Origin of the sequence: Bacillus sp. FJAT-45350 (assembly GCF_002335805.1) — a bacterium.
GTDB lineage: Bacteria > Bacillota > Bacilli > Bacillales > NISU01 > FJAT-45350.
Genome location: NZ_NISU01000003.1, coordinates 129,506 through 142,122, shown reverse-complemented (window position 1 = coordinate 142,122; position 12,617 = coordinate 129,506). Strand labels below are relative to the sequence as shown.

Sequence of the window (12,617 nt, the reverse complement as noted above, 5' to 3'; positions counted from 1 at the left end):
CATATATATCTATCTATGATGCCATATTGTCCCTTATTTAATCTGTGTGGACTGAATATTTTTCGTTATATTTTCTTTCATGAGCAAAGAAGGAATTAATGTCGCTTAGTTGGAATAATAAACCTTTATAAATAATTTTAAATTAGAGAGGAAAGAAAATAGTGCAAACTAAAACTAGTAAACTTTCATTTTTAATAACTATTGTCATGCTTTTATTACTCATCTTACCATCGAATACTCTAGGAGAAAATAAGGAGATATCCTATGTAGCCTTAGGTGACTCTTTAGCAGCTGGTATGACACCTTTAAGAGATAGTAATGGATTACCGCAATTTGATAAAGGTTATCCGGAGTTCATTCAGCTCCTAGTACAAACTGAAACGAACGTTAATCTACGTAATTTCGCTGTGGCTGGGTATACGTCTAGCCATATACTTGAGGACATTCAAAATGATGGAAGAGAGTTCTTTACTTTTCAAGGAGTCGATTTGCCAGTTCATACGACTGGCCTTCGATCCCATATTGAAAATGCAAATATAATTACGTTAAATGGCGGAGCAAACGATTTGTTTCAATATTTACAAGTAAAAGACGGTGAAGTAAACGTTGATTTTATCAATCTTCAACAGGCCATACCTAAAGTAAAACAAAACATGCATGATATAATTTCTGAAATTAAAACATTAAACCCAGAAGCTAATATCTATATTATGGGCTACTATAATTCTTTTCCTTATATTGATGAACAGTTTAGAAATCTAATCCTTTCTATACTAGATAATTTAAATGAATCATTATATCAACTTACTGAAACAAGTGATTCAATTCATTTTATCCCAACAGCTGACGTAATAGCTTCTAACCATCAAACATATCTACCTAATCCTAATGATGTCCATCTAAGTCTGTTAGGATATGAAGCCATTGCAAATGAGTTTATGAAAGAAATTTTAAATGTTAGTAAGATAGCTTGGGAGATTTGGACTGAGGAACAGAAGGATATTGCCATTGATAAAGCGTGGACAATAACCTTTAACCAACCAATCAAGAGAGAAACAGTATCATCTAAAACACTTTATGTCCTTGACGACAAAGGGAAACAGGTAAGTACACTCTATAAATTTTCTGACGATAATAAAGAAGTAACTGTGTTTCCAGTTGGAATATATGAAAATGGGAAAACGTATAGCTTGCATATTCTTACTGGAATAAAAGACATGAACGGAAACACCTTAAGTAAAAACGTCAACATGCCATTTACAACGAAAGAATTTATTGAAGTAAAAACAGAAACGGTTGAATACGAGGAACACAGAATTACTTTTAGTTTAAGCATTGATAAAGAACAAATACATGCTGGTGAAAGTGTTACAGCTATTGCTCGCGTTAAAAACAATTCGAACGAAGAAGTTACATATTATGGCGTTAGTGGTTGTGATTACGGCCTTAATTTGAGCATACCTACAGGATCAAAATTTTTCTTACCAGGAAGTCAATTACACTTTGAAGAACGCCTTGAATGTACAGCAAATGTTCCAATTTATACACTTGACCCAAATGAAGAGATTGTAGTTAGGGATACATTTTATCCAAGCCTATACCAATGGGAACCTTTAAATGAACCAGTGCCTACTGGTACGTACCAAGTAACAGCTACATTTAAAATCGGAAGCGGAGACAGTAGCAATATAGAGCTATTACCAACTGTGTCACTTCCAATTCATGTACGTAATCAATAAGAGAAAGGATAGTGAGTACCCATTTGCTCACTATCTTATTTTTTCAAAATAGTGTTGGCTACTTTCCTAATAAAGCTAGCTCATTAAAAAAGCCTTTCAGAAATTCATAAAACAATTTTTCAGTTGGAAGTAGCTGTCGTTCACTAGAAATAATCACCCCAACGGTTCTTGTCACTTCAGGTTCACTAATTGGAAGTTTAACAGTTGATCGTGGAACATTATCAACTAACGTAATTTCTGGAATGAGTGCCACGCCTAGTCCTGCTGATACAAGGCCCTTTACAGAATCCATATCTTCTCCCTCAAATGACACTTCAGGTTCAAAGCCCTGTTGCTTACATGCATCAACAACAATATCCCGTAATACAAACCCATTCGGAAAAAGTACAAATGAATCATTTTCTAGTTGACTTAGTTTTAATGAAGACTTTTTAGCAAGTGGATGATTAGTAGGAATGAGTGCTACAATGCTTTCTAAGAACAACGCATCACCTTTTATTTTCTTTACTTCAGTAGGTACAGGACCGATGATTGCCATATCAATCTCTCCCCTAATAACTTCCTCAATTAGGTAATGATAAGAACCTTGGCTCAATTTAAACTTAACATCTGGATACAATTCTCGAAAAGTTGAGATAGCTGTTGGTAAAATATAATTTGCCATACTACTAGGGAAGCCGATTCGAATGGTACCCCGCTCTGGGTCTAGAAACTCTTCAATCTCTCTTTTTCCATTATCAATTACTTGCATCGCGTCACGCATATGCTTTAAAAATATCCTTCCAATAGGAGTTAGTCTCACATTCCTACCTTCTCGAATAAATAAGTTCACACCTAACTCAGACTCTAAATTAAAGATTTGACGACTGACTGCCGATTGGGCAACATGCATGGCATCCGCAGCCTCAGTTACGTGTTCTCGCTTAGCAACCTCAATAAAGTATTGGATTTGTCTCAATTCCATCTATTTCACCTTCTTTACTAATCAATCTCAATTTGGCATTAATAATATCTAATTTGTATATTGTTTTCGATTATTTATCAATTATAAAATAAAAAAAGAGAAAATTGTGTAAAATAATCTACCAAATCAAATTTACTTTAGTTAGGTTTGTTACATTTCAGTATTCAGAAACATATACTTATGTACTTTATATAACAAAGGGGAGTATTAGAGCTATGGCTACTTTACAAGAAACTAAGCAAGATCAATTACAAGTTGCAAAAAAATATGTTGACGGTGTTTATCAAACAGTAATTACACGTAACCCAAATGAGAGTGAATTCCACCAAGCGGTAAAAGAAATCTTTGACTCACTTGTACCTGTATTTGCAAAACAACCTCAATATATGGATGCTGGTATCCTTGAAAGAATGGTTGAACCTGAAAGAGTTATTTCATTTAGAGTACCTTGGGTTGATGATCAAGGTAAAGTTCAAGTAAACCGTGGTTTCAGAGTTCAGTTCAACAGTGCAATTGGACCATATAAAGGTGGATTACGTTTCCACCCATCTGTTAATGCTAGTATTATCAAATTCCTAGGGTTTGAACAAATTCTTAAAAATTCTTTAACTGGTCAACCAATCGGTGGCGGTAAAGGTGGATCTGACTTTGATCCAAAAGGAAAGTCTGACGCTGAAGTAATGCGCTTTACTCAAAGCTTTATGACTGAGCTTTACAAGCATATTGGACCAGATGTTGACGTACCTGCTGGTGATATCGGTGTTGGTGCGAGAGAAATTGGATTTATGTTCGGACAATACAAAAGACTTCGTGGTGCTTATGAAGCTGGCGTCTTAACTGGTAAAGGTCTTGGTTATGGTGGAAGCTTAGGTAGAACAGAAGCTACAGGCTTTGGTACTGTATACTTTGTTGATGAGATGCTTAAAGACAACGGTTTAAGCTACGAAGGTAGTACTGTTGTAGTATCTGGTTCTGGTAACGTATCTATTTATGCAATGCAAAAAGCAACAGAGCTAGGTGCAAAAGTTGTAGCATGTAGTGATTCTAATGGTTACATCTATGACGAAGACGGAATCAACATCGAAACTGTTAAACGTCTTAAAGAAGTTGATAGAAAAAGAATTAGTGAATACGTAAAAGAACACCCAAATGCTAAGTATACTGAAGGATGTGCTGATATTTGGTTAACTCCTTGTGATATCGCTCTTCCATGTGCGACACAAAACGAAATTGACGTAAACTCAGCTAAAATCTTAGTAGCTAATGGCGTGAAAGCTATTGGTGAAGGTGCTAACATGCCTTCTACATTAGAAGCAATTGACGTATTTTTAGAAAATAAAGTACTATTCGCTCCTGCAAAAGCTGCAAACGCTGGTGGTGTTGCTGTATCAGCTCTTGAAATGGCTCAAAACAGCATGAGACTTGCGTGGACTTTTGAAGAAGTAGATGCGAAATTAAAAGAAATTATGACTGATATTTACCGTAACAGTGTAAATGCTGCTGAAGTTTATGGCCAGCCAGGAAACTTAGTAGTTGGAGCAAACGTTGCTGGATTTATCAAAGTTGCCGATGCGATGATGGCTCAAGGTATAATATAAAAAATATGTAACACTTAATTTTTACAAAAATCTCTCAAAATAGACTGACCTAGTCATTTGAGACAGTAATAAAACACCTTCTTAGGCTGCCATATTACCAAATTCTTTTGGTGTGTGGTAGCCTAACTTCTCTTGGATACGCTCTTCATTATAATACCTCATAAATTCGTCTACACGCTCTTTAACTTCTTCTAAAGATAACGAATTAAATTTAACATACTGAAATTCCTCTGATTTTAGGTTAGAGTGAAAAGATTCTATTACTGCATTGTCCCAACAGTTTCCCCTACGTGACATACTACTCACTAAATTCTTCTCTTTTATTAGGTTTTGATAAGCATAGGAAGTATAGACAGTTCCTTGATCTGAATGAATGATAACCCCTTTTGGGTTTCCTCTTTTTTGTAATGCTTCATTCAATGTATCGACAACTAAAGGGATTTGTTGGTGAGTATAGATCTTGTAAGCGACGATTTGGTTATTAAATAAATCCATTATTGTTGATAAATACAGAGTGTTTGGACCATATTGAATGTAGGTAATATCGGTTACCCATTTTTGGTTAGGTTTGATTGCATAAAACTCTCGTTGTAATAAGTTCGGAGCCACAATCACAGATTCTCCTTGAGATTTCCACTTCCTCTTCTGCTTTACTCTGCATTGCAAGTGATACTTCTGCATGATCCGTTGAACTGTATTACGGTTTAACTTTATATGGTACTTACGCTTTAACAGCTCTTTAATTTTACGATGCCCATAGCGATATTTCGTTTCTTCGCAAAGGGAAATAATCGTTTCCTCCTCCACGGACAATTTGATTGATTGTGAAGAAGCCCAGCGGTAATAAGTAGCTCTTGGAACATTTAAAGCTAATAAGATGGCTGAAACAGTATATTTTTTGCGTAATGTATCTACTAGTTGGAGGACTATTTCTTTTTCAACTCCTTTTCGATCTCCAAATACTTTTTTAAGATTTCATTCTCTTGTTTTAAATGCATCATTTGTCGTTCTTTTCTTTCTTCATCATTTTGATTGTCAGGCCCATGACCATACGAATACTGTTTGCCTATCGGCTGATCGAATCTATGAACCTGATTTTCACGATACCATTTCATCCATGTTTTAATTTGAGAGACATTTTTAACTCCATACTTCTCCATGATTTCTCTATTTGTGAATTGCCCACTCATCTTATCTTTAACAACTGCCCATTTCACTTCATTTGAATATACGTTTTTGCCCATGCAAAAAACACCTCCGAATAGTACTTTTTTTAAGTGTACCATTTCGAAGGTGTTTTATAGTGTCCCAATAATTTAGGTTAGTCTAAAAAGGTGTTAGCCTTTTGAGGGGTTTTTTTGTGGTTAATTCAACACTTATTGCATAATTTTACCTTCTAATGTGCAACATGTAGCTGTACATATAAAGGAGGTTTCCTAATGGATAGTAATCAAACAAATAATGAACATAATACAGATTCTGAAGAAACATTAACGAATAGACAAGGACACCCTGTAACCGATAATCAAAATGTAAGAACTGTTGGAAATCGAGGACCAACTACGCTTGAAAACTATGATTTCCTTGAGAAAATTAGTCATTTTGACCGTGAACGAACTCCAGAGCGTGTCGTGCATGCTCGTGGTGCTGGAGCTCACGGGTATTTTGAGTCATACGGAACAGTAAACGGCGAACCGATTTCAAAATATACTAGAGCAAAGGTATTTACAAATACAGAGCACCAAACGCCTGTGTTTGTTCGCTTCTCTACTGTTGTCCACGGTGGAAATTCTCCAGAGACGTTACGAGATCCTAGAGGGTTTGCAATAAAGTTTTATACTGAAGACGGTAACTGGGACCTTGTTGGAAACAACTTGAAAATCTTCTTTATCCGTGACCCATTAAAATTTCCTGATATGGTTCACTCATTCAAGCCTGACCCAGTTACAAATGTCCAAGACCCTGAAAGAATGTTTGACTTTTTATGCCAAACACCTGAATCTGCACATATGATTACATTCTTATTTTCACCATGGGGTATCCCAGCTAATTATCGTGAAATGCAAGGCTCTGGTGTTCACGCCTACAAATGGGTCAATGAGGAAGGCAAAGGTGTGCTAGTTAAATACCACTGGGAACCCGTACAAGGTATTAAAAACCTCGCTCAGAAAGATGCTGATGAAATCCAAGCAAAGAATTTTAATCATGCAACACAAGATTTGTATGAAGCGATTAAAAAGGGAGATTATCCAGAGTGGGAGTTATACGTTCAAATCATGGAAGACGGCGAACACCCTGAGTTAGACTTTGATCCTTTAGATCCGACAAAACTTTGGTACAAAGAAGATTATCCATGGCATAAAGTTGGAAAAATGGTCCTAAACAAAAACCCTGAAAATTATTTTGCTGAAGTAGAACAAGTCGCATTTGGTACCGGTGTTCTTGTTGATGGTTTAGACTTCTCTGATGATAAATTATTACAAGGAAGAACTTATTCGTACTCAGACACCCAACGTTACCGTGTCGGCTCAAATTACTTACAGCTTCCAATTAACAAACCAAAGAAACATGTATCTTCAAATCAAGAAGCTGGACAAATGGATTTCAGAACAGAGTTTGCCAAAAATCAAAATCCACACGTCAATTATGAACCATCTCTTATCGGTGGCTTGAAGGAAGCTACAAACCCTGGTAAAGAACATGAACCATATGTTGCAGGAAATGTTAAAAGAGAAAAAATTTCTCGCGAAAATAACTTTGGACAAGCTGGTGAGACGTACAGAAGATTTAATGATTGGGAACGGGATGAATTAATATCCAATCTAGTTGACGCTCTCTCAGGCTGTCGCAAAGAAATTCAAGACCGGATGGTTGATATTTTCACAAAGTGTGATGAAGACTATGGTAAGCGAGTAAAAGAAGGACTTGCTTCAGCAAGCAAAGATGGTGAGTCTAAAATGGACGAAGCTGTCAGACAAGCAGAAGAAATGGGTCATCCATCCGATCCTTATTAATTAAAGGATCTTTACTAGATAAAAGTGCCAGGCTTCTCATGTAGTTAAAAAATTGAGAAATGGCACTTTTTCTCATTAATCATTTTGATAGTCTTAATGAGGTGTATACATGTCTTTAGAAATGTCAGAAAATGAAATTACTTTGACTCTTATTCAATTATTAAAAGATGAAAATAAGAGTTCATTTGAAAAGATCATTAGCGAATTACAACCATATGATATAGCAAAACAATATCATTTTTTGCCAGTCAAGCACAGAAATAAGTTTCTTCTATACCTCTCAATTGAACAACTTACAGAATTTATTCAGGAGCTAGAACATGGAGAACAACTAGAAATTTTACATAAGTTAGGGATTGAGAAATCAACAAAAGTTTTTGATTTAATGGAAAATGATGATTTAGCGTCATTATTAACGAATTTAAAGCCTGAACAAATTGAAGACTTTTTATCAGAAATGAAAAAAGAAGAATCTGAAGTTGTTCAAAGTTTAATGAACTATCCTCCAGAGACTGCGGGTAGGCTCATGACGAACCGTTTTGTTTGGATATCTGAAAAATATTCGATTCGTGAGGCTGTTGATAAGTTAAAGTATTTTGCTGAATTAGCAGAGTACATAAACTACCTTTACGTTATTGACGATGAAAAGAAACTTGTTGGTGTTGTTTCCTATAAGGATCTCTTATTAGCAGATATTGAGGATAAAATTGCTGATATTATGTATAATCGAGTGATTAAAGTCGATGTCTTAACCGATCAAGAAGAAGTGGCAAAGCTCATCGAACGCTATGACTTTATCTCCATACCCGTCATTCAAGACAACGGGATATTAGTTGGTGTCATTACTGTCGATGACATACTCGATGTTGTTATCCAAGAAGCAAATGAAGATATTGAAAAGTTGTCTGCTTCTGGTAAAGCGATTGACTTTAACACACCCGCGACAATTGCAGCCTATCGTAGACTACCATGGTTAATTATCTTACTATTTATCGGGATTGTATCAGCTAGTATCATCAGTGGCTTTGAAGGTACTCTTGAGCGGGTTGTAGAATTAGCCTTTTTTATTCCGCTAATTGCTGGTATGACGGGGAATACAGGTACTCAATCATTAGCAGTTGTTGTCCGTGGACTCGTCTCCCAAGATCTTGATGTAAAACGGGTCATTAAATTAATTTTACGTGAGTTACGAGTTGGTATAATGATTGGAATTACGTGTGGCATTTTGATGGCTCTTATCGGTTTAGTTTGGCAAGGCAGTATTGTATTGGGAATCGTCGTTGGAAGTTCCCTACTACTGACCCTTATTATAGGTACTCTAGCAGGAACGATTATTCCACTGATTTTATACAAGTTTAACATCGATCCCGCGATAGCTTCAGGCCCACTAATTACAACAATTAATGATATACTGTCTCTACTTATTTACTTTGGAATTGCAACAATGTTTATTAGCAAACTAATGTGATTTATAATCATCTTTCTCCATCTGACCGTATAAAACGAGGGAACTGAAAAAGATTCTAGAGCTCCTTTTTCAGTTCCCTCTATACTAATTAACATATACTTTCACTTAGAAACAAACTTATTTCCAGTTAACCAAAAGCGCCACGGATACTCTTTGGCTTCTCCACTATTTTCAATGCCTATTCTCGGCCCACTTGAAATGTCTGGTAATACTTCCTCCTCACTTTCTGCAATATATATAGGGCTTTTAAAAAACGGCAGTCCATAGTCTTCTTTAACAATCCCTAACGCCTTTGTTAGCTTACCTGGTCCATTCGTTAGCTCTGTTTCCTTTTTCTTTTCACCTCTACGTTGATACATAAGATGGGTTCCCTCATAAGGTTCAACAGCTCGAATTAACACAGCCTCTGGATGATCGACCTCGCCACTTACTACATTTACAAGACAGTGTGTGTGCATCACATATGTATAAACATATCCCGGTGGACCAAACATAACTTCCGTTCGTTTCGTTCGCTTATTTCCGAAGCTATGAGCAGCTCGGTCTTCTGGCCCCATATACGCCTCAGTTTCTACTATGATACCTGAAGCTACACCACCACTCGTTTCCTTTACGAGAATTTTTCCTAAAAGCGATTTTGCTAACTCTATTGTTGGTTGTTGATAGAATGTATAATCTAACGGCTGCACCAATAATCACCTCTATAGTTATACTTAACGATATATAGTTATTTTATTGCATTTTTGTTGATAAATAATAAAACGATGACAGCATTAATTAGCCATCATCGTCAATTCACATTACAATCTTATACCTTGAATTTCTGTATTTCTTCTTCTAACTTCTTCGCCATTGAAAGAAGGCCTTCTGCACTACGATTAAATTCTTCTATTGCACCTGCTTGCTCTTGCGTCGCGGTAGAAGCTTCATTCGTTGAAATTACATCTTCCTTAATCAAGCTTGAAATCTCCTGAATTGCAGTTAAGACTAATTGTGAGTTTTCATTGAGCTTTACAAAGGTATTCATCATATGCTGAGTACCTTCTTCTGTACGCTCTACTTTTTTAACTATTTGCTTAAGGGCTTCTCCACCCTTTTCAATCGTATCCACTTGCTCTGTAACTTCTTTAAGGTTTGTTGTCATCTTATCGACGGTTTCAGTTGTTTCACCTTGAATATTATTTATTAAGTCCGTAATTTGATAAGCTGCTTTACTAGATTGCTCGGCTAACTTACGCACTTCATCTGCTACAACTGCAAAGCCCTTCCCTTGCTCTCCTGCACGGGCTGCTTCAATTGCTGCATTAAGTGCTAGTAGATTGGTTTGCTCTGCAATATCTGTAATAACTGTTGTTATTCTGCCGATCTCATCAGAACGCTGACCTAACTTAGCAATAGAATCGGTTGCATACGTTACAACTGAGGTGACCATACCTAGATTTTGAATCGCATCGTTTATCGCTCTTTCACCATCATAAGCAAAGGTAGTTGCTTCCTTAGCAGTTACTAATGTCCCTTTTGCTTGCTCGCTTCCTTCTGTCACTTCGAAAACAGAGTGCTCCATCATCGTTACGATGTCCTCAGCACGAGCATTTTGTCTCGATGCTCCATCAGCAATCCCTTGTATAGAAGCCGCAATTTGCCTTGACGCATTATCTGTACGCTCTGCACTTAAAGAAAATTCATCTGCTACCTTCACAACATCTTTTGATGTAAGGTTAATATTATTTACTAGAATATTTAATTTCTGTCCCATTTGTTCAACTATTCCTAGTAAACTGCCAATTTCATCTTTTGTACGATTAGTAGGTACCTTTTCCGTTAAATTCCCTTCACCATATTCCCCAAGAACATGCTCTAACGATTTCAGTGGTTTAATTATTTTCTGGGCAATCAGTCGTCCAATGACTAGTGTTAAGATAATTGCAATCCCAATGACAATAAACGTAACTTGAGTTGCCTGTTCTGCTTTCGCTTGATTATATTGACTTAACTCAGCAGCAACAATCTCATTCATAGAGGCAATTTCTTCCACTACCGAGATCATCTCTTGTCTTTTTGTTTCCGTTTCATTATAGTACGAAAATGCTGCTTCTGAATCACGAATAACAGCTAAGTCTATCATTGTTTGTCTATCATTATGGTACTCATTTAGTTTTGTTTTTAAAAGTTGAACTTGTTCACTAATATGGCTATCAAGCTCTTTACTTTCATATTCATATAACAAGTCATCTATGCGTAGTGATAAATCTCGCATCTCAGCCATTACGTCATCTTTTTCTAAACGATCTTCTGTTAAGATTAATCGTAGAATACTAGCATCAATTAGTGCTAGATTATTTATTACCTCGTCAAACCACATAATCGGTAATAACCGTTCCTCATACATTTCATTTGATGCATTGCTCATTTCCTTCATCTGAATGTACCCATTCACACCAACAATAAGCAAAAATACGATTGAAATGATGACGAGTATAAGCATTTTATAAAGAATTTTCATATTATTGAACCAGCTCATGTATTCGACCCTTTCTAATCACATTTATTGTGGCAGCTCAGGAATGTCAATCTCAGGAGGTGTACCACTGATTGCTCTAATAAAGGCTGTTAATGCCTTCTTTTCTTCTTCCGTTAATTCTAGTGGTTTGATAATTGATGATTTATTCGGATGATTGTCACCACCACGGTTATAATACTCTATTACATCTTCAAGAGTAACTAAGCTACCATTGTGCATATAAGGAGCCGTATACGTCACACCACGTAATCCTGGCGTTCGAAACTTCCCATCATCCTCTTTAATACCTGTTACACCATAACGCCCAGTGTCATCTGTATTAATACCAATGTTGTGAAATGCCATATCTGTAAAATTTGGACCTGCATGACAAGTTATACAAGAGCCCTTTGTTACGTACAGCTCCATACCATACTTTTCTCTTTCATCTAGTGCATCATTATCGCCTGCTATAAAACGATCAAAAGCTGTGTCGACGATGTTAATTGTTCTTTGAAAAGCAGCAATTGCTTTTACAATCGTTTCTACTGTTATTTCACCATCAAACGCTCGGTTAAAATGCGGTTTGTATCCTTCAACCGCTTCTACTTGCTCTACCATCGTATCTAAATCTTGGTTCATTTCTTTTTCATCTTGAATTGGCCCTAACGCCTGCGCCTCTAAACTAGACGCCCTACCATCCCAGAATAAATGATCATAATAAGCTGTATTCACAATACTTGGAGAGTTTCTTCCAACAACTGCTCTATCAAATCCTAAAGAAAAAGTTAGATTATCAGAGTAACCAAGACTCGGACTATGGCAGCTGAGGCAGCTTAATTGGTTATTACGTGACAACCGAGGGTCAGCAAAAAGCATCATCCCTAATTCAACTTTCTCGTCACTCATTGGATTGGTATCCGGTATAGGCACTGGTCCTAATGGCTCAAAAAACGAACGTAGTGTTTCATCATTCATTGTCCGGATACTTTCATCTAAAGAGCCGGTTGCATCCCCCTCAACCGAAGATTGTTCACTAGAGCATCCAGCCACTACGCTAAGTAGAAGGACAGATACATACAGTAAACAATATCTCGTTTTCAACATTCATTTCACTCCCTATGTAATTAGTACTACTGTTAGTAATTTCTATCTTTACTAGTAGTTATGTCGCAGTTTAATTATATTAGAAAATAACAAAAACTACTATGTATTAATAACATAACTTTCAAACTCTACTAGGAATAATGTTACTTTTATGAGGAGACTTAAAAAGTCCAATATAACGATTCCAGAAGTGGTAGTGGCTCCGCTCGTTGCCCTCTTGCAACGAA

General features: G+C 36.5%; 8 protein-coding genes and 2 pseudogenes. 4 read left to right on the top strand and 6 right to left on the bottom strand.

What is annotated here, in order from left to right; genetic code table 11:
* Nucleotides 1-161 precede the first annotated feature (161 nt).
* A complete protein-coding gene (locus tag CD003_RS19735) occupies nucleotides 162-1,739 on the top strand; it encodes a GDSL-type esterase/lipase family protein (protein ID WP_096202976.1) in 1,578 nt (525 codons plus the stop codon).
* A gap of 58 nt (nucleotides 1,740-1,797) precedes the next feature.
* On the opposite strand, the gene CD003_RS19730 is transcribed toward CD003_RS19735, so the two are convergent.
* Nucleotides 1,798-2,703, bottom strand: coding sequence for a LysR family transcriptional regulator (locus CD003_RS19730; protein ID WP_096202975.1), 906 nt, complete (start codon nucleotides 2,701-2,703; stop codon nucleotides 1,798-1,800).
* A 215-nt stretch (nucleotides 2,704-2,918) separates the two neighbouring features.
* Here CD003_RS19730 and gdhA point away from each other — a divergent pair, with 215 nt between their 5' ends.
* Complete coding sequence (gene gdhA / locus CD003_RS19725; protein ID WP_096202974.1) at nucleotides 2,919-4,301, top strand: NADP-specific glutamate dehydrogenase; 1,383 nt, start codon at nucleotides 2,919-2,921, stop codon at nucleotides 4,299-4,301.
* An 81-nt stretch (nucleotides 4,302-4,382) separates the two neighbouring features.
* On the opposite strand, the gene CD003_RS19720 is transcribed toward gdhA, so the two are convergent.
* Nucleotides 4,383-5,545 (bottom strand): IS3 family transposase gene (locus CD003_RS19720; RefSeq protein ID WP_096199207.1). Its coding sequence is split into 2 segments (ribosomal slippage): nucleotides 4,383-5,269 and nucleotides 5,269-5,545, totalling 1,164 coding nucleotides; the frame shifts between segments, so codons are not numbered across the junction.
* Nucleotides 5,546-5,740: 195 nt separating this feature from the next.
* Here CD003_RS19720 and CD003_RS19715 point away from each other — a divergent pair.
* Nucleotides 5,741-7,315, top strand: a complete 1,575-nt coding sequence (locus tag CD003_RS19715; protein ID WP_096202973.1) for a catalase — start codon at nucleotides 5,741-5,743, stop codon at nucleotides 7,313-7,315.
* A 109-nt stretch (nucleotides 7,316-7,424) separates the two neighbouring features.
* Nucleotides 7,425-8,783, top strand: a complete 1,359-nt coding sequence (gene mgtE / locus CD003_RS19710) for a magnesium transporter (RefSeq protein WP_096202972.1) — start codon at nucleotides 7,425-7,427, stop codon at nucleotides 8,781-8,783.
* Between the two features lie 101 nt (nucleotides 8,784-8,884).
* Here mgtE and CD003_RS19705 read toward each other — a convergent pair whose 3' ends face one another.
* The 4 genes and pseudogenes from CD003_RS19705 to CD003_RS19695 all read right to left on the bottom strand — a co-directional run bounded on the left by CD003_RS19705 (nucleotide 8,885) and on the right by CD003_RS19695 (nucleotide 12,390).
* On the bottom strand, nucleotides 8,885-9,472 hold the full coding sequence (locus CD003_RS19705; protein ID WP_096202971.1) for a DNA-3-methyladenine glycosylase: 588 nt from the start codon (nucleotides 9,470-9,472) through the stop codon (nucleotides 8,885-8,887).
* A 119-nt stretch (nucleotides 9,473-9,591) separates the two neighbouring features.
* Nucleotides 9,592-10,224 (bottom strand): annotated as a pseudogene (locus CD003_RS22775) (methyl-accepting chemotaxis protein); the annotation flags it as partial.
* A gap of 312 nt (nucleotides 10,225-10,536) precedes the next feature.
* Nucleotides 10,537-11,286: pseudogene (locus CD003_RS22770) on the bottom strand (MCP four helix bundle domain-containing protein); the annotation flags it as partial.
* 42 nt (nucleotides 11,287-11,328) lie between these two features.
* Nucleotides 11,329-12,390: a cytochrome-c peroxidase gene (locus tag CD003_RS19695; protein WP_096202969.1), complete on the bottom strand. Its 1,062-nt coding sequence runs from the start codon at nucleotides 12,388-12,390 to the stop codon at nucleotides 11,329-11,331.
* Between the last annotated feature and the right edge of the window lie 227 nt (nucleotides 12,391-12,617).

Excerpts from the sequence above, each read along its gene's own strand:
- CD003_RS19730 (WP_096202975.1), bottom strand. The coding sequence starts at position 2,703 with ATGGAATTGAGACAAATCCAATACTTTATTGAGGTTGCTAAGCGAGAA.
- gdhA (WP_096202974.1), top strand. The coding sequence starts at position 2,919 with ATGGCTACTTTACAAGAAACTAAGCAAGATCAATTACAAGTTGCAAAA.
- CD003_RS19715 (WP_096202973.1), top strand. The coding sequence starts at position 5,741 with ATGGATAGTAATCAAACAAATAATGAACATAATACAGATTCTGAAGAA.
- mgtE (WP_096202972.1), top strand. The coding sequence starts at position 7,425 with ATGTCTTTAGAAATGTCAGAAAATGAAATTACTTTGACTCTTATTCAA.
- CD003_RS19695 (WP_096202969.1), bottom strand. The coding sequence starts at position 12,390 with ATGTTGAAAACGAGATATTGTTTACTGTATGTATCTGTCCTTCTACTT.